Origin of the sequence: Nocardia sp. alder85J (assembly GCF_020176955.2) — a bacterium.
Lineage (GTDB): Bacteria > Actinomycetota > Actinomycetes > Mycobacteriales > Mycobacteriaceae > Nocardia.
In genome coordinates this window covers 442,701-460,303 of sequence record NZ_JAIUCZ020000002.1, presented here as the reverse complement: position 1 = coordinate 460,303, position 17,603 = coordinate 442,701, and the positions used below count along the sequence as shown (strand labels likewise).

Sequence of the window (17,603 nt, the reverse complement as noted above, 5' to 3'; positions counted from 1 at the left end):
GGTCAGTGCAGCCACGGCGGGGTCGATTCGGTGCCGGCCCGGCGGACGGGCGGATCGGGAACCGATGCCGGTGGGGCGCTGGATGTTCGGGGCTCGACGGAACTGCCGAGGGCGGACCAGGCCGCTCCGATGGCGATGTCGGCGCCGGGATCGTCGCTGATCCACACCTGCCCGAACTCGCGTGCCGCCTCGGCGACGCAGGGCCAGATCGCTCCCATCCCGCCGACCAGCACGATCGGCGTGTCCGCGCCGGCGGCCAGCGGCCGGATCGCGTCGCGAACCGCGCGGGTCAGCGCGACGACCTCGTCCCACTGCGCCATGGCCGCGCGTGACAGGCCGAGTGCGGTGAACATCCGATCGGCGAACGGCCCGTCCCACGTCGCGACGCGGTCGGGTGGCAGGGCACGCAGCATGGCCGCGAATTCGGCGCACCCGTCCAGCAACGCCAGCAGCATGACCGGCGGGACACCCTGTTTGCAGTTGAGCAACACGCGCCGCGCCAGCGCCGCCGACACCGCCCACGCCCCGCCCTCGGCGCAGGCCGAGTCCAGCACGGTCACCCGGGGCCGCTGCTTGGATCGCTCGACCCGATACCGGCCGGTGGCGATCTGTGTCTCCCCGCAGGCGACGGCCACGACCGTCGTGTCGGCCGCGGCGCCCGGCGGCAGGTCGCCGATCCAGCGGTGGACGAGTGCCTCGGCGGGATGCACGCGGATCGGCGCCGGGAGGCCCGCACCGGTGATCGCCGCGGCCGCGGCGGCCGAGAGGGGCTCGTGCCCGGCGAGGCACAGCCGGTAGTGCTCGAGCGGCGTCTGCGCCGTCACGCCCACATAGGCGCGGACGCGGTGTCCGATGCCGGTGAGACAGGCCGGATCCAGCGGATCGCGGCGCCAGGTGAGCAGATGCGGCACCAGCGCACCGGCCGAGCGCTCGTCGATTCGCGCGAGCCGCCGTTCGGCGGCGAGGCTACCCCAGTCACCGGATTCGCAGGCGTTGGGAATCAGCCGTCGCCTGCCGTCACCGATCTGCCTGGTGCTGGACAGACCGCCCCGCGGCCCTTCGGCCAGTGCGAGACCGGTGCGGGTGAACTGGGGGTCCAGCCCGAACACGCCGTTCACGAAACCACCTCCGCCACAGCGATTTCCGCCGCCGCGGCGAGCGTCGCGGCGAGATCGTCCAAGGCGCGGCGCAGGTTCGCCAGCGCACGCGGCTGCTCGTCGCCGGGTGCCGGCGGGATCGGCAGCACCGGGTGGAGGACCAGGTCGAGGGCATACGGCCGGCGGTCCCACAAGGCGTTCCGGATCCGTGCGTGGGCCGCATCGATGTTCGCGACCGCGACCGCCCGATCTGCGGCCGGATTCCCGGTCGACCACGCCGTGATGCCGCTCGCCGAGTAGGGCACCACAATCGTCTGCGGCCCCGGCCGCAGCAGATCGTGCAGCGCCCGAGCGGTGTCCGCGGTGACCGGCGGCAGCTCGCGGGCCCGCGCGCATTCGGCCGCGGCCGCGACGATCGCGTCGGCGAGTTGCGCGGTCAGAGCCGTGAGGGCCGCGGTGATCGCCCACCCGTAGCTGTTGTCGTACCGCAACGGATGATGGGCGGCCCACCGGCGCACGTTCGATATCTCGTGGTCGATATCGGCCAGCCGAGCGGCGTAGAGCGCGCTCGCCGCAGTGAACACGGTGCGCCGGTAGTCTTCTCGCCGCTGTTCGAGGGTCCGGATCCGGTCGGCGTGGGCCTCGATCAGGCGCCGGGTCCGTTCCCGTTCCCGCCCGGCGCACGCGCCGACGCGATCGGCCAGGCGCCGCAGCCGGTGGGCCGCCCGATGCAAGCGGGCCGGGGTGACCCCGGCCAACGCGGCCGCGAGGCCGAGCCGCAGCTGTGGTCCGCCGAATCCCGCACCGGCCGTGGTCATTCCACGGGCGGAGACCACGACGACCCGTGGTGGCAGTGGGCAGGTGAGTCCGGGCTCGGCGATCCGGTCCCGCATATAGGGCGCGCGGTCCGCCAGAAACGCGGCCCAGCGGTCCGGCGTGTCCTCGGCCAGAAACGCATTGACCACGAACAGCACACCGGCCGGTCCGTGACCGGCGATGTATTCGCCGACGAATTCCTGCTCGGTCTCGGCGAACGGCTGTCGGGAGTTGACCACCCACACCAGAATGTCGGCGTCCGCCGTGGCCGCTCGAGTGCGTTCGGTCATGGCGGCCGTGTCGTCGATACCGGGCGAATCGATCCACCACACCCCCTCGGGCGGATGACCGTCGCTCAGCTCGATCACCATCTCGGCGGTCGCACTCACCTCCGCGCGCTCGTTGCCGTCGTCGCCGATCAACCGGACCCGGCTGCTGACGGCGTCGGCCCCGAACGGCAATTCGGCGGTCGCGTCGTCGGCGGCGATCATCTCGACCCGGTCGACGGCGCCGCGGCGCACCAGACACGGCACGCCGGTCTCGGGCAGATCGCCGGTGGGCAGCAGCGGCCGCCCGATGAGCGCGTTGATCAGGGTCGATTTACCGCAACTGAAATGGCCCGCGAACACGATCCGGACCGGCTCGGCGTACAGCGCCGCGCAGATGGCCGCCAACTCACCGGCCACCTCGTCGGCGACGGATCGGTCGGTGACGGCGCGCAACAACGGGGCGAAGTGCGGGCCGTCGGGGCGGAGCGCGTCCACCGGGCTCGGATCGGTGCACAGTGCCGTGGTCATGCACCTGTCACCTGACGCGCGATGGTGGTCGCCTCCTTCAGCGCCAGCCGATATTCGGCAACGGTCACGGCAGTCTGCGCCAGATCGGCCAGGATCCGATCGCGCTCGCTCCGATCGCGCTGATTCTCCTCGACCATCAGGGTGATGTTGCGTTCCTCTTGTTCGATCAGGGCGGCGACCTCGTCGGTGATCGTGACCGCGATCGCCTGGAAGCCCGCGGACACCTTCGCTTCGATCGCGGGCAGTCCGCGCTCGCCCAGCTGGGCGATCTGCGGATCGCACTCCTTCACGACCGCTTTCTTGAGCCGATCGACGAAGCCGAGGCTACCGGCCCCCAGACCCACGGCCGCCGCCGCGATCAACGTGATCGGCAGGGCGACGATCGAGGTGGCCGCGATACCCATCAATCCGAGCACGAATGCCGAACCGAACGCGCCCGCGATCCCGCCGGCCGCGCCGCGCCACCCGCCCGCGCCCCCGGTGAAGGCGGCGCTGAGGTCGCCGAGGAACAGGCCGGTCGCGGAGGCGACCACCCGCTCGAACATGCTCACGGTGGCCACCTTGCCCGCGACGATCGGATCGACCTGCCACCCCGTCAGATGCTGGTGCAGCCGGCTGAAATCCTGCTCGATCTCCCCGACCTCCCGTTCCAGTTCGAGATACAGACGTTCCAGCAGCGGCTCCAGCACCCGCGACACCTCCGTTCGTCCCCAGGCCTCGATCCGATCGGTGACGAACTTCTCGACGAACTCCCCCGCCTGCCTCTGCAACTTCTTCTGTTTCAGCAGATCGACCGCGCCGAACCGGGAACCGAGCTCGTAGCCGGCCAATTCCTGGGGCAGATCGCGGCGGATGTCGGCGATCGCCTGCTGGAAGCCGGCGACGACCACGGCGATCCCGTCGGCGGTGAATTTCTCCAGCGTCCGGGCGAGGTCGACCGGTCGGGTCCGGATGGCCGCCAATTGCGGCTGGATCTCCTGGAACGCGATGTTCAGGCTCTCCCTGTCCATCTGGGCGGCCTGCCTGCGCTGTGCCACATGCTTCTCGACGGTGTCGCTGCACAGATAGGCCTGCCGGGCGAACTTGGCGACGTGGACCTGAGCGCGATCGTGGGCGAGGAAGTCGAACAGCCGTTCCTCGAACGCCGCCATCCCCGACAGCCGGATCCCGTCCGGATCGCCCGGAGACCGGCCGTAGCGGCTGTTGCTGGCACGCCGGCCGTCGATGAAGAAGAAACGCCGATCGGTGAGACCCTGTGGCCCGGCGTACGGAATGCCTTCCGCCCCCGCGGACCGCGACCAGACGAAGCGCAGCAGCCGATCGTCCACCGTCCGGCCGTCCCACAGGTTGATCACGCTGAACAGCGTCGCGCCGTCACTGAGCACCTCGCTCGCGTCCTGCATCTCGCCTTGGCCCATCAGCGTGTCGGAGCGGTAGACCACGATCGCCGCATCGCACTCCCGCGCCGCCTGCCGGGTGATCACCGTCCGTTCCGGGTGGTCGTCCAGTCCCGGGGAGTCGTACACCATCACCCCGGCCTTGCACAGTTCGGCGGGGTAGTGCAGCTCGAACACCTGGATGCGCTCGAACTTCCTACGGGTCTCGTCCGGGTCGGCCTCCTGGGTGGATTCGCGCATGTAGCGCTCGAGCGACCATTCCTCCGGGTTGTTGTCGAAGTCGTAGGCGATGACCTTGGGGGTGGGCGCGTAACGGACGCAGGTGAGAATCGCGGTCGCGGGCAGGTCGTCGACCACCATCGGCCCGGCCTGTCCGCCCAGATCCACCGGGCTGGACGTGCCGCCGAGGATCGCGTTGAGCAACGTGGATTTCCCGTTCTTGAATCGGCCCATCACCAGGATCTTGAATTGGTGGGAACCCAGATTGCCGTGGATGTGCGCGAGATCGTCCACGGTCATCGACATTTCGAGCCGCTCCGCGATCTGTGTCAGGCCTTCGATCGCGGTCAATGCCGACTGTTTCGCCTCCTGTCCACGGCGCGAAAGCTTGTCCGCCAGTGATTCGGTTGCGGGGGTAGACATATCGGATTCTTCCTTCGGTGCGACTAGGACATGGTCGAGGCGGCGCGGAGTGCGGACAATTCGGCCATCAAGGCCGGATCCGGGCCGCTGTGGGTGGCCTCGGAGACGGCGGCGGTCAGCGCGGAATCGAGTGCGACGAATTCGTCGACGATCCGGGCCGGGAGGATCGGGTCCGTCGTGTTCCGATGTGCCCGAAGGTCGGTGCGCAGCCGGTCGATCACGGCCGTGACACCTTGCCGGACGTACTCGACAGCGCCTCGCCGGTCACGGACGTGGCTGACCCGCAGACCGGCGAGCACCCCGCCGGTGGCACTCGCCGCGGTGACCACGAGTGCCCCGCCGAACAACGGCACCCCGACGATCGGCGCCAGCACGAGCGAGCCGAGGATCGCGGCGACACCGCCGTAGCCGGCACTGCGCAGAACCGGCGGCCAGGGGCTGGAATCCGGTTGCGGCGCAAGCGGATCGATCGGCGTGCCGACCGTGGGAGTGGAGAACCGCCGCAAGTGGGTGAGCAGCACCGCGGGATAGCGCTCGGTCCGCTCCCGTCCCAGCGCGGCGTTGATCGCGGGCCAGTCGACACCGTCGAGCAGCGCTCTGGTCTCCTGCTCGGTCCGCTGCATGCGGGCGGCCACGAGGTCGGTGGCCTGCCGCTGCCAGGTCCGCACGGCATCGGCCAGATACTCCGACGTCCACTGTCGCAGCGCCGGGCCGCTCACCGGCGCGTCCCCGGCGCCGACCCGATCGATCACCTCGGCGAGCAGATCCCGTTCGAAGGTGTCGAGGGTGGCGTCCAGTTGCCGGGCGAGCACGGCGAGATCACCGGTCAGGCGATCGCGCAGGCGATCACCGGCGCGCCGGGCCTGTACCCGCGCGGTGTCCACCGGTGACATGGCGCCGCGATCCCGCGCCAGCACATGTTCGGCGGCTTCGGTTTCGGCGAGCGTGATCGCATACGACAACCGCGCCGCGCCGAGCGGGTCCCCCGCGGGCGGGCCGTCCACCGACCATCGGGTCAGTCTGTCCATATCGGCGGTGATGGTTTCGCGCAGGGCGGCGTACGGGACGTCCGAACTCCACAGCAGGCAGCCGTGTGCGGCCAGATCCTGTCCGCGCCAATCGATCCCGGGACCACCCAGCAGGACCTGCCAGACCGCGCGCCGCACGATGTCGAATTCGTCGGGGCCGGTGAGGGTTTCCGCGCCGCAGAGCACGACGACGAAGGTGCCCGCGGGCCGGGCCAGGACGTCGGAGACGGCGTCGACGATGCTCTGCGAGAGCAGTTCACCGCAGGACAACGCGACGACCACACGATTGGCATTGTGGATCCCGGCCGGATCGGCGCCCGCGGACAGCAGCGTCGCGCGGCGGACCGGCGCGGCGGTGCCGCGTGATGTCAGCCACCGCGCGAGCGGCTCGGCGTCGATGTCGACGGCGTTCAGCAGCAGGATGCCGCGATCGTCGGCATCCGGTATCGCCGCGACGAAATCCGCTGTGCGGGAGAGCCCGTGGTCCGCCGAGAGTTCCGCGATCCGCTGCGCGGCGGCGGATGCCGGCCGATCGCCGCCGGTGGTTCGGACGGTCATCGCGGCCCGCCTTCGAGCCAGCCGAAGAAGTCGGGTGCCAGCGCTCGATACCACGGCAGCACGGCGGCAGTGACGTTGAGCGTCAACACTTCCGACAGATCCGCGCACAGCATCGGGTCGCCTGCCCGGTGCTCCAGGAACGGAGTCAGCGCTCGATCCATCAGTTCGTCGAGGATCCGCTGGTCCTCCTCGACGGCCGTGATGTCCCAGTTCGCGCGATCGACGACCACCAGGTCGTCGGTGACGGGTGCGCCGAAGTCCAGCACGCCGGTCGAGGCGTAGACGATCAGTTTGCCGGTGTACGGATCCAGTGCCCACCACCGGTCGGGTGTGGCCAGCGCCAGCGGCCGGCCCGGCCGGCGCACCGCGGCGCTCGCGAATCCGGCCATGCCGGGTAGCTGCCACCGGAACGTGGGCAGCGGCACCGAGATCGAGTGCTCGACCGGGACGGCTGCCCGCCGGACCGGATGCTGCGCGAAGTCGTCGCGTAGTTGCCGGTAGGGCGCGGTGACGGTCTTGCCGAATGTCATCACTTCTCCTGGAGATCGATTCACGCAGCGGTGGTCGCGGAGTCGCCACGGACCAGATCGGTGACCAGGGCCTGGCCACCGGTGTTCAGCCACGCCTTGGTCATGGTGGCCGAGTCGACGAATTCGCCGGACTTGCCCGTACCGCTGTCGTTGATGTAAAAGCCTTGGATCGCACCGGTTTCCGGATCGCGCGCCACGCCGGTGACGGTCACCGCGTGGTTGTCCTGGCCGTTCTCGACGTAGCGGCCGTCGTGCCAGAGGTATCCGGCGTTGGCCTCGATGATCACGCCGTGGCCCTGCTGTACCTCGGCCGCCAGATCCTCGAACGACTGCTGCTGCTCGGCATGAGCGGGAATCCCGTAGTCGGCCAGGACGGCCGCCTGATCACCGAGCGTGGTGCCGCCCGCGGCCTCCGGGTTGCCGGAGACGTCGCATTCCCCTTTTGCCACTGCGTGATCGACGATCTGCGCCTCGGTGACATCGCCACCGAACTGGGCGATGACGTCCTCGCAGGAACACAGCCCGCAGGTGCCCTGGAAGCCGTAGGTGTTGTCCCCCTGCTGATGATTGAACTTGGCGTCCCCGGTCACGTCGCCGAAGACGATCGCGGTCCGTCCGTCCGGCAGCACATCGGTGGACGTCGGAACCTCGTTCACGGCCTCCGGCCCGGGCTGACCCGGATCCGGTGGCACGTCGCCACCCGGCCATCCGGCACTGGTGAAATTCATGGCGTGGTACTCCTTTTCCGGCGCGCTACACCTGTATGGAGGCGGCCGGTCCCCGATTCATTGCAGAGTTACGAGTCCGCCTCGCGGTCTCGGTCGTCGACGTCGCCACGCAGGTGGACGGCGACGAGGGTGCAGGCCCGCCGCAGGTGTGCCTGCCAGCCGCGCCGCCGGTAGTCCGTGCGGCCGGCCAGCACGACGAACTCGAACGCCGCCCGTTCGGCGCCGGACAGCGGTTCGGCCGGATCGGCGCAGGCCCGCCGGTAGGCGTCGGCGATCACCGCGGGACCGCCCAGGGCGGACCGACAGTGCTGGAACAGAAAGACTCGCAGTTTGGGTATCGCCCGGCAGTGCACCACCGCACACGCCGCCGGGGACAGGCCGAACCGCGGGGCCAAGTCCTTCCAGGAGGAATCACCATCGGCCAAGCGCGCCAGTATGATTCGGTGTTCGATCGCGGTCAGCACGCCGAGGCCCGCGGCCCGGCCGACGGCCGCCGGCAGCCACTGCCCCGACTCCGGCGGTGGTTCCCGCGGCGCTCCCGGAACATCCCACTCGGGCTGCATCGGCACCTCGTGCCTGCGGCGCCGCTCGAACTCGGCCTGCATCCGCAGCGCCTCCCGCTCGCCGATCCGCACCACCCACGTGGCGAACGCCGACTCCCCGCGGAAACCGGCGTAACCACGCCATGCCGCGATCATCGTGCGCTGCAGGAGTTCGTCGGCGGCCTCGCCGGTGTCGGCGGCCCAGACACAGTAGGCGCGAACCGTGCGCTCCGCCCGGCGCCACGCATCCTCGAATTGTTCTGCCGCAGTGGAATTCGTCTCGCTCACCGCAACCACCAGCTACTCGGACGGCACCACGAACAGATGCCCTTGACGTCATGAATTCGCCCCGACCCATGCGCAGCACCTACGCGCCTTCCCGCACAGCATAACACGAGGCAAATTAAACCTACTGCCCCGCAATTACTTTCGAGTCGAGCGTGACAAAACGAATCAAGCGCCCGGGATCGCGCCGAAAGAGTCATCACTCGGAGCCCGGCGCGATCCGGCGACGGGTCCGGGCGACGCACCGGCATGTCCGTTCGGAATCAGCGAAAGGGGTTGGGCAGCAGCTAAATCAGTGGACCGTCCGGTATCCGGATCCCTACACTTCCGGAATGCATACCGTCGAGTTGCTTCAGCATTTCCGCACGCACGCGGCACCCCTGGGGTTGTCGCGCGGCGGCGCGCCGGAATGGGACGACGCGGAACTGCATCGTGCCGCCTACGCCGCGGACCCGGAGGGGTATCTGCTGCTGGCGCTGGTACCGGGAGTGCTGCCGGAGCAGCGGGCGCGGGTGTTGTTGCAGGCGCTGTCGGCATCGCGGGCCGGGGTCGGCGAGGAGACTCGCCGGGTGCTCGACAAGGTCACGCGGGCTGTGCTTTTCGATCTGCCACCGGGGCCGGTGCTCACCGTGTTGCTGGCGTTGCGGCGGCTGCGGGTCAATCACAAGCACAGCACGCGGGCCGTGCTGACCTTCGTGCTCGACCATCCGCAGGCGGACACGCTGATCGATGCGCGACGGCCCACCCTGGTCGACTGTTTCGAGCACGCGCTCGGCAGGGCCACGGCGCGCGGGTGCGCGCGGCGGATCGCCCAGGGCGAGACGGATTCCGGATATCTGCGCCGGAATCTGTTGCGGTTCAGTGCGAATCCAGGGCAGGCGGCGGCGCGGGTCGCCGCGCTGTACGGGCCCGGGGTACCCGGGGTCGGCACGCCGCATGCGGGTGTCGCGCCGCTGGATCCGGTGCGCGAGCGGGAGCAGGTGGTGACCGTGACCAATCGCGGTGACATCGCGGCCACGCTGGTGCATCTGTATCGCGGCGGGCCGGAGGCGGAACTGCGGCCGGCGCTCGGGCGCTACGTCGCCGAGGTCACGGCCGGGCTGCCGCCGATGCCGGGATATGTTGCGCTGGTAGCGGATACGTCCGAGTCGATGCGTGGCTACGGCGACCGGGAGTGGGCGCTGCTGTCGCAGGCGACGGCGCTGCGACTGGTGCTCGCCGAGGTGTGCCCGCGGCTGAGCGTCTTCGAGACGGGTGGGCCGGAGCCGACCGATCTGGCCGGTGGGCTGCTCGACGCGCTGGCCACCGAGCCCGAGCTCGTGGTGCTCGTCACCGACGGATACGAGAACCGGCTGTCCGGTGATCTGGCGCGGGTGCTGGCGACACTGCCGCGGATCGGCGTGCGAACCCCGATTGTGCTGTGCCGCAGCATGTTCACCGGACGCGACGAGATGACCCTGCGCGATCCGGCCCCGGGTCTGCCGCGCCTGGACTTCTGGCATCAGGACGACTTCGCCGGGCTGCTGCCCGCGTTGTTCGCCCATACGGCGGCGGGCCGGGACTGGATCAACGCCGCCATGCGGCACCGACTCGACCGACGGCGGCAAGGAGCTCAGCTGTGAACCTCACGACCACACTCTCGGCGCTGGTACCCGCCGGCGGCGACCTCACCGGCTATCGGATCGGTGCGCCGCAGCGGGCCGGTGCGCTCACCGTGCTGCCGATCCACGGACCGCAGCGGCCCGGCATCGTCGCGCCCCGGTCCGGGCTGAAGCTGCACCAGGTGGTCGGCTACGGCTCGGTCGAACTGCACAACGGCGCCGCCGCGGGGGTGGCTGTCGTGCCGCTGCACATCGGCTACATCCAGGAGGGGGCGCAGAACCACGCGCTGTGCTCGGCGGCGCTGCTGGCCGCGGGGCAGACCCGGCGTTTCCCGGACGCCTGCTGTGTGCAGGCGGCCCAGGGCGGTTATCTGGAGGGCCGCGACCAGTGGTTCTTCGTGCTGCCCTGGGAGCTGCGCGGCGCCGCGTTGCGGCTGCGCGGCCAGGAGGGCTACTCGAAGCTGTGGGGCGACATCAGCGCGCTCAACCGCGGCTACGGGCTGGCGGCGCGCGGGCATCTGGAGCAGATCGTCAGCCGGCAGCGAGCGGTGCTGACCCAGTTCCGCAGCCGGTTGGAGTTGCTGCCCGGTCAGCTCGGGGCGCTGTTCTTCGTGGGCGACACCTTCGCGGGGATCGAAATCGCCCCGGACCCCGGCTATTTCGCCGAGGTGTGGATGCCGTTGGTGTGCTTCGCCTACGGGGTCGCCGCCTGGCGGGCCGAGCCGGAGCCGGTCGCGGCCGAGCCGTTCGACGCCACCGATCCGGCGAGCCTGCGTGCGGAGCTGACCCGCGACCGGGACGAGTATCGCGAGCGACTGCTGGCGAGCCTGCCGAGCACCGCCGGTGCGCACGCCGACGAGGAGGAGCGGTACCTCGACCTGCGCCTGCACACCGTGACCGGCGGCGGTCTCGCGGGGCAGTTCGTCGCCGAGCAGGACCGGCTGGTGTACGCCTCGTTGTTCGCCGAGCGGGAGCCGGTCGGCGCGACGGCCTAAAAGCGGTTGCGCACCAACCGAATCCGAGATTGAATAGCAGCATACGGGAACTCCACCCGAGCCCAGTGTCAGCACCTTCGTACCAGATGAAGCGAGAATCGCACCAGAGCGATAACCATTAGGCACTACCGGCGTCGGGGACCTGTCCCGTTCTCACTTCCACGGCCGGTCCGCCCCCCTCGGGCGGATCGGCCGGTCGTAGGAGTCTTGCCGCATCGCACCGCCGCGCCTACCGTCGAGGCGTGCTGGATGAACAGACCGTGCAGAAATTGTTGTGGCACTGGGACGACGGCTGGAATTCCGGCGATCTCGACACCATCATGTCGCCCTTCGCCACGGACGTGCTGTTCAGTTCGCCGTTCGTGCCGAAACTCCTCGGCGATCCCACCCGGCTCACCCTGGCCGGCGCCGACGCGCTGCGCGACTACGTCCGGTACGCCCTGGAGCACGCCCCCGGCATCCGCTACACGGTGGACGGATCCTATGCGGGCACCGACACTCTCGTGATCGTCTACACCTGCCACAACCCGGACGGCAGCACTCGCAACGGTTCCGACTTCATGCGCGTGCACCCCGACGGCACCGTCGCCGAGTGGCGCTGCCACTACTTCCGCGAGCCGGACCTGTAACAGCCGGCGAGGCGGGCACCGTCGCAGGACGGCGCATCGAAGCCGGGTGCGGCCGGACCCTCCTCGGAGGTCCCGACCGCACCCGACGATGTCAGCGGCCTCGTCGACCGGCGCCGGCGCGGGAGAACCCGGCCACGCCACCGGTGCGGCCGGCGGGCACGATCCCGTGACCACCGGAATTCCGTCCGGCAGCGCCACTCTTGCGACCGCCGGTGTCGGCTCCACGCCCGGCCTCACCACGCGAAGCGGACCCGGCTGCGGCGCTACCGCGCCCGGTACTCCCGTGACCCGCACTCTGGGCGGCGCCGCCGCGACCGGCGCCCCCACGGCCGCTTCCGGTGCCGGTTGCCCGGGTGGCATTGCCACGAGCACCGTTATGGGAACCGGCACCGTCGGCGTGCCCACGACCGGCATTCCCGCGACCGAGGCTGTCGGCCGTACCTCGACGACCGCCGTTCGCACCACCGGTGCCGCGACCGGCGTTCTCGGCCGTGCCCCCGCGACCGGCGGAACCGCCGCGACCGGTACCGCCCGCCGCGACACCGCGACCGCCGCTCCCCCGGCCCGTGCCCTCGCTCACAACGGTCTCGCGACCGGCACGACGACGGCCGCCCGAACCACCGCCGCTGTCCCGCGCCTCGCCCGTACGCCCCTGTCCCGCAACGGAATTCTTCCGCGCGCCACCGGCGGAACGACCCGCCGGCTCCGGCGCCACGGCGGTGACCAGCGGAGCCACCTCACCGACGAGCCGGGTCACCGCGGGCGAATCGGCCGGAACCCGTTGCGGCGTCACGGCGATGTCGGCCTGGCGCATCAGGGCCGCGAGATCGCGGCGCTGCTCGGGCAGCACCAGCGTGACCACGTCACCGGAATTGCCGGCGCGGGCGGTGCGGCCCGAACGGTGCAGGTAGGCCTTGTGTTCGGCCGGCGGGTCCACGTGCACGACCAGTTCGACGCCGTCGACGTGCACACCACGGGCGGCCACGTCGGTGGCGACCAGCACCTTCGACGAACCCGAGGCGAAGGCCGCCAGGTTGCGGTCGCGGGCGTTCTGCGCCAGGTTGCCGTGCAGGTCGACCGCGGGAATGCCCGCCGCCGTCAGCTGTTTGGCCAGTTTGCGCGCCTGATGCTTGGTGCGCGTGAACAGGATGCGGCGGCCGGTGCCGGAGGCCAACGCGTGCACCAGATCTCGTTTGGCCGTTGCGTCGACCGCCTCGAAGACGTGGTGGGTCATCGCGTCGACGGGCGAATTCGCGTTGTCGACCGAGTGCCGGACCGCCCGCGACAGGAAGCGTTTCACCAGCTTGTCGACCCCGTTGTCCAGGGTGGCCGAGAACAGCAGGCGCTGGCCGTCTTCGGGGGTGGCCGCCAGGATCCGGGTCACGGCGGGCAGGAAGCCGAGGTCGGCCATGTGGTCGGCCTCGTCGATGACGGTGATCTCGACGGCGTCGAGGGCGATCAGCCCCTGTTTCATCAGATCTTCCAGGCGGCCGGGGCAGGCGACGACGATGTCGACCCCGCGCCGCAGCGCCTGCACCTGACGATGCTGTGAGACGCCGCCGAAGACCGTGGTGACCGTCATCCGGAACGCCGACACCAGCGGTTCCAGCGCCGCCGCGATCTGGGTGGCCAGTTCCCGGGTGGGAGCCAGGATCAGCCCGGCCGGGCGGTTGGGGACCGCGCGGCCGGAGTCGGCGAGCCGATCGACCATGGGGATCGCGAAGGCCAGCGTCTTACCGCTGCCGGTGCTGCCGCGGCCGAGCACATCGCGACCGGCCAGCGAATCGGGCAGCGTATCGGCCTGGATCGGGAACGGCTCGGTGATGCCGGCACGTTGGAGGGCCTGCACCAGCGGGGTCCGGACGCCGAGCGCGCCGAACGAAGGAGATGCGTTGTTCATGGGTGTGGCAGTGCCTTTCGGGCATGTGGTGCCCGGAAGGCCGCGGACATCGGTCCGCGCCCGGGGCACGAGATGGCGAGATTGCCGTTGGGCAAAATCGATCGCCGTAAGAAGTGCGTTGCTACGCGGCCGACGCGGCCGGGTAGCGCGGAAATTGCTATCCACGACGCTGGACATGACCCTTGTCACATCCGTGGCAGCAACGGCCCCGTCCGGGCCGTTGTGTTGCCCTCAGTGTAGCGGTCGAGCGCAAACCCGCCGACACCGGCCGGGCAACCGGGGTCACGAGTCGCCGGGCGAGTGCCCGCCGAGCCCGCGCAGCACGATGCCGGCGCCGCCGCGGAACTCCTCCTCGACCGACAGCGTGCGTGCCGTCGCGGCGGTCTGCGTCAGCAGCGGGAATTCGTCCACGGACAGTCCCGCGAGTGCGGCGGTGCCCGGCCCGGCGATCGACGCGTAGTGCTCGTTCTGGAGGAAGCCGAGCAGATATCCGACGATCGCGCGCTGGGCCAGCACCCGCTCGCGGCCGGTGAATCCGGCCGCGGTCAGCACCGTCAGCATCGCCTCCATCCAGCGCAGCACGGTCAGGTCGGACTGCCGATACCGCAGCACCAGCGGCACCGCCTCGGGATGGACCGAGACGGCCACGCGCACGCGGTCCAGCAACTCCGTCACCTGCTCGCGCCAGTCCCGGCCGGGCGGCGGCGTCACGTCGACCGCCGCCAGGACACGAGTGACGACCAGCGTCTCCAGTTGTTCCCGGTCGGCGACGTATCGATACAGGGCCATGGTCGCCATCCGCAGTTCGGTCGCGACCGCTCGCATCGTCAGCGCCGCCAGTCCGTCGCGATCCAGCACCGCGAGTGCGGCCGCGGCGAGATCGGCGGTGGTCAGCGAGCGAGGGCGGGGCACGGATCGACAGCGTACAAGCTACGCGTAATACTCGACGTAGGCGTATAACGTACGCCTACGTCGGAGCGTCAGGAGCTGTCATGTCTCTGTTGTCCACCGTGTCCAGCCGGACACTGACCACCGTGACCGGAACCGAGGTGCCCGTCCCCGACCCCGGGGGACTGATCCATCTCCAGTTCCGGCGGTTCGCCGGCTGCCCGGTCTGCCACCTGCATCTGCGGTCGATCGTGGCGCGGCGCGCCGAGATCGCCGCCGCCGGCATCCGTGAGGTCGTCGTATTCCATTCCAGCGCAGACGAATTGCGGAAGCACACGGCCGACTTCCCGCTGGATCTGGTCGCCGATCCGCAGCGGAAGCTGTACCGGGAGTTCGGCGTCGAGGCCGGGCGGCGCGCGTTGCTGGATCCGCGCGCCTGGCCCGCGATCGTCCGGGGCGTCGCCGCGACCCTGCGCGCCCATCGGCGTGGGGAGACGGAAATGCCACCGCGGCAACCGGAAGGCGGCCGGCTCGGCCTACCGGCCGATTTCCTGATCGGTCCGGACGGCCGGGTGATCGCCGCGAAGCACGGCGTCCATGCCGACGACCAGTGGTCGGTGGACGACCTGCTCGCCCGGGTGCCGTCCTTGTGACATCCCTGGTGAAGTGCTGGTTCCCGGGTTGACGTGAATAAGGGCGTATGGGATGTTTCTCGCAGACTTCCGTGAGCTGCCGGCCACGGCCGTTCGAGGGAGTGGCAGGTAGTGCGCCTACGGCAGGAAAAGCCCGAGGACCAACCCGATTCGCAATCCACACCATCGACCCCTCCACGGCGACTGTCCGGCCTGGTCACGACCGCGATCCTGCATCCGCGGACCATCGGCGGGCAGCTGTCGCGGATCCTGGTGTTCGCCCTGATCCTGGTGCTGCTGCTGGTGGCAGCCGCTGTGCAGCATGCGTATTCGGATTATCGCGAGTCGGATGCCACCCGGCGGGCGGTGTCACTGGCACTGAACGTCCAGGACCTGACCGACCAGATCCAGCGGGAACTGGGCCTCAGCAACGGGCTGCTCGGCGGTGACGGCAACCTGCAACAGCCGCTGGCGGCCCAGCGCCGCAACGTCGACACCACCCTGGCCGCCGTCGAGGGCGGTGTCGACTCGAATGCGCCGGGCGCCGACCAGGTCCGGTCGGCACTCGCCCAGCTCGGCATGCTGAACAGCATCCGGACCCAGATCGACACCCGGCGCATCAGCAGACCCGTCGCCTTGCAGTTCTACAACGACGCCGCGGGCGCGCTGAGCCACCTCACCCTCGGACTCGATCAGGCCAACGACCCACGGCTGCAACGCGGTTTGCAGGCGTTCTACGCCTTGGGCTCGGTGAAGGATCAATTCGACCGGGAGCGTGGATTCCTCAACGGGGTCTTCGTCGCCGGGCACTTCTCCGGCGGCGAGTACGGCCAGTTCATGGAGATCCGGGCCGCCAAACAGGATGCGCTGCAAATCTTCTCGCGCTACGCCGACAAGGACCGGCAGTCCGATCTGGACGCGGTGCTGCGCGGCGACGACGCCGCGGCGAGCGAGCAGGCCGAAAGCGTCGCGCTGGCCTCGGGCGACGGCCCGCTGGTGCGACCGGTCGACCCGGCGACCTGGTGGACGCGCATGACGACCGTGATCGACGCGCAGCGCGGCGTGCAGAAGGCCGTCGGCGCCGACATCCGCGTCCGCGCCGACGAATTGCGCGGCGCGGCCGAGACCAACCTGATCGTGTTCCTGGTCGGCGCGGTGATCGCGATCATCGCCATGATCGCGCTGGTGATCGCCTCGGTGCGTGCCCTGGTGCGGCCACTGGCCACGCTGGCGGCGGCGGCCGACGAGGTGGCGTCGCGGCGGCTGCCGCGGGTCATCGAGGCCTGGGCGCAGGCCGAGGACAGCGCACCGGAACCGCCGGAACCGGTGCGGACACCCCCGGGTGCCAGCGCCGAGATCGCCGCCGTCGCCGACGCGCTGGATCGGGTGCAGGCCACCGCATTCGAGCTCGCCTCCCAGCAGGCGTCGCAGCGCCGCAACACGATCGAGTCGATGGGCAATCTGGCCCGGCGCAATCAGAATCTGGTCCGCCGCCAGCTCGCGCTGATCAGCGAATTCGAGCGCGAGGAACTCGATCCCAAGGGCCTGTCCAACCTCTTCGAGCTCGACCACCTCGCCACCCGCATGCGCCGCAACGCCGAAAGCCTGCTGGTGCTGGTGGGCGAGAGCAGCCCGCGCCGGCTGACCCGGCCGGTCACCCTGATCGACGTGATCCGCGCCGGCATGTCGGAGGTGGACGACTATCGGCGGGTGGTGCTGCGCCGGGTCGAGAACGTGCTGATCGCGGGGGCGGTCGCCAGCGAACTGTCGCACATGCTCGCCGAATTGATCGAGAACGGGCTGGCCTTCTCCCCGCCGGACCTCGAGGTCGAGATCTATGCCCGGCCCGCCCCGCAGGGGTATCTGGTGGCCGTCGTCGACCACGGAATCGGCATGTCCGCCGAGCAATTGGCGCAGTCCAACGCGAAACTCAGCGGCGAGCAGGATTTCGTCGTGGCGCCCACCCGCTATCTGGGCCATTACGTGGTCGGCCGGCTGGCACAGCGGCTCGGCATCATGGTCGAGCTGACCACCTCGCCGGTCAGCGGTGTCGTCGCACGACTCACCCTGCCCGCGAGCATCCTTGCCGCACAACATGATCAGGAGCAGTACGCGACGGTGCAGGCACTCGCGCCCGGCACCTCGCTGCAACCCTCGTGGGGCTCGGACACCGAGGTCCGGGGCATCATGCCGGCGCCTCGCGCGGTCGCCGCGCCGCCGCCGGTCGCGGCGGTGACCGCCGCGCCCGCGCGGCGCATTCCCGACCCCGGGGCGCAGGGCAGCGCGCCGAACACCACCCGCAACGGCCTGGTGAAGCGCACCAAGCGGACCGGTGAGGCGGCGCCGAAGCCGCGCACCGAGACCCCCGCCGTATCGCGGTCGGATCCCGGTCCGGCCACCCAGCGCTGGGCTCCGGAGCAGACCCGGGATCTGTTGTCGTCCTTCCGCGCCGGCCACCAGCGCGGCGCCGCGGCCGCCGCCTCGCCGCCGGACACCCACGGCTCCTCCGGGTACCCCGGCGGTCCGGCCCGGCCGTGA

The 17,603-nt window shown here is 70.4% G+C and carries 14 protein-coding genes; 5 read left to right on the top strand and 9 right to left on the bottom strand.

Annotation, left to right across the window (positions count from 1 at the left end):
- Positions 1-2: 2 nt before the first annotated feature.
- The 7 genes from LBW94_RS08280 to LBW94_RS08250 form a co-directional block, all read right to left on the bottom strand.
- Positions 3-1,118: a hypothetical protein gene (locus tag LBW94_RS08280; protein ID WP_225055353.1), complete on the bottom strand. Its 1,116-nt coding sequence runs from the start codon at positions 1,116-1,118 to the stop codon at positions 3-5.
- Complete coding sequence (locus tag LBW94_RS08275; protein ID WP_225055351.1) at positions 1,115-2,710, bottom strand: dynamin family protein; 1,596 nt, start codon at positions 2,708-2,710, stop codon at positions 1,115-1,117. The genes LBW94_RS08280 and LBW94_RS08275 overlap by 4 nt, the downstream gene beginning before the upstream one ends.
- A complete protein-coding gene (locus LBW94_RS08270; protein ID WP_225055350.1) occupies positions 2,707-4,749 on the bottom strand; it encodes a dynamin family protein in 2,043 nt (680 codons plus the stop codon). Before LBW94_RS08270 ends, LBW94_RS08275 begins: the two co-directional genes overlap by 4 nt.
- Before the next feature lie 23 nt (positions 4,750-4,772).
- Positions 4,773-6,335, bottom strand: a complete 1,563-nt coding sequence (locus LBW94_RS08265; protein ID WP_225055348.1) for a hypothetical protein — start codon at positions 6,333-6,335, stop codon at positions 4,773-4,775.
- On the bottom strand, positions 6,332-6,865 hold the full coding sequence (locus LBW94_RS08260) for a hypothetical protein (protein ID WP_225055346.1): 534 nt from the start codon (positions 6,863-6,865) through the stop codon (positions 6,332-6,334). The genes LBW94_RS08265 and LBW94_RS08260 overlap by 4 nt, the downstream gene beginning before the upstream one ends.
- Before the next feature lie 20 nt (positions 6,866-6,885).
- A complete protein-coding gene (locus LBW94_RS08255) occupies positions 6,886-7,593 on the bottom strand; it encodes a C39 family peptidase (protein ID WP_225055345.1) in 708 nt (235 codons plus the stop codon).
- A gap of 68 nt (positions 7,594-7,661) precedes the next feature.
- Positions 7,662-8,423, bottom strand: a complete 762-nt coding sequence (locus LBW94_RS08250) for a sigma-70 family RNA polymerase sigma factor (RefSeq protein ID WP_225055343.1) — start codon at positions 8,421-8,423, stop codon at positions 7,662-7,664.
- Between the two features lie 329 nt (positions 8,424-8,752).
- Between LBW94_RS08250 and LBW94_RS08245 the strand changes: the two genes are divergently transcribed.
- From LBW94_RS08245 to LBW94_RS08235, 3 genes are all read left to right on the top strand, one after another.
- Positions 8,753-10,042, top strand: coding sequence for a hypothetical protein (locus tag LBW94_RS08245; protein ID WP_225055342.1), 1,290 nt, complete (start codon positions 8,753-8,755; stop codon positions 10,040-10,042).
- Positions 10,039-11,016: an ARPP-1 family domain-containing protein gene (locus LBW94_RS08240; protein WP_225055340.1), complete on the top strand. Its 978-nt coding sequence runs from the start codon at positions 10,039-10,041 to the stop codon at positions 11,014-11,016. The genes LBW94_RS08245 and LBW94_RS08240 overlap by 4 nt, the downstream gene beginning before the upstream one ends.
- 242 nt (positions 11,017-11,258) lie before the next feature.
- Positions 11,259-11,645, top strand: a complete 387-nt coding sequence (locus tag LBW94_RS08235) for a nuclear transport factor 2 family protein (protein ID WP_225055338.1) — start codon at positions 11,259-11,261, stop codon at positions 11,643-11,645.
- A 91-nt stretch (positions 11,646-11,736) separates the two neighbouring features.
- Here LBW94_RS08235 and LBW94_RS08230 read toward each other — a convergent pair whose 3' ends face one another.
- Entirely contained in the window at positions 11,737-13,545 is a 1,809-nt protein-coding gene (locus LBW94_RS08230) for a DEAD/DEAH box helicase (RefSeq protein ID WP_225055336.1), read from the bottom strand.
- A 282-nt stretch (positions 13,546-13,827) separates the two neighbouring features.
- The gene (locus tag LBW94_RS08225) at positions 13,828-14,457 is read right to left on the bottom strand and encodes a TetR/AcrR family transcriptional regulator C-terminal domain-containing protein (protein WP_225055334.1); all 630 of its coding nucleotides are present in this window, start codon (positions 14,455-14,457) and stop codon (positions 13,828-13,830) included.
- Between the two features lie 80 nt (positions 14,458-14,537).
- On the opposite strand from LBW94_RS08225, the gene LBW94_RS08220 reads away from it, so the two are divergent.
- Both LBW94_RS08220 and LBW94_RS08215 read left to right on the top strand, forming a co-directional pair.
- The gene (locus LBW94_RS08220; protein ID WP_225055332.1) at positions 14,538-15,086 is read left to right on the top strand and encodes a peroxiredoxin-like family protein; all 549 of its coding nucleotides are present in this window, start codon (positions 14,538-14,540) and stop codon (positions 15,084-15,086) included.
- 111 nt (positions 15,087-15,197) lie between these two features.
- Positions 15,198-17,603: a nitrate- and nitrite sensing domain-containing protein gene (locus tag LBW94_RS08215; protein ID WP_225055330.1), complete on the top strand. Its 2,406-nt coding sequence runs from the start codon at positions 15,198-15,200 to the stop codon at positions 17,601-17,603.

What these genes read in the sequence shown, in the direction of transcription:
- LBW94_RS08220 (WP_225055332.1), top strand. Translation starts at nt 14,538, where the DNA reads ATGTCTCTGTTGTCCACCGTGTCCAGCCGGACACTGACCACCGTGACC.
- LBW94_RS08230 (WP_225055336.1), bottom strand. Translation starts at nt 13,545, where the DNA reads ATGAACAACGCATCTCCTTCGTTCGGCGCGCTCGGCGTCCGGACCCCG.
- LBW94_RS08270 (WP_225055350.1), bottom strand. Translation starts at nt 4,749, where the DNA reads ATGTCTACCCCCGCAACCGAATCACTGGCGGACAAGCTTTCGCGCCGT.
- LBW94_RS08245 (WP_225055342.1), top strand. Translation starts at nt 8,753, where the DNA reads ATGCATACCGTCGAGTTGCTTCAGCATTTCCGCACGCACGCGGCACCC.
- LBW94_RS08265 (WP_225055348.1), bottom strand. Translation starts at nt 6,335, where the DNA reads ATGACCGTCCGAACCACCGGCGGCGATCGGCCGGCATCCGCCGCCGCG.
- LBW94_RS08260 (WP_225055346.1), bottom strand. Translation starts at nt 6,865, where the DNA reads ATGACATTCGGCAAGACCGTCACCGCGCCCTACCGGCAACTACGCGAC.
- LBW94_RS08275 (WP_225055351.1), bottom strand. Translation starts at nt 2,710, where the DNA reads ATGACCACGGCACTGTGCACCGATCCGAGCCCGGTGGACGCGCTCCGC.
- LBW94_RS08255 (WP_225055345.1), bottom strand. Translation starts at nt 7,593, where the DNA reads ATGAATTTCACCAGTGCCGGATGGCCGGGTGGCGACGTGCCACCGGAT.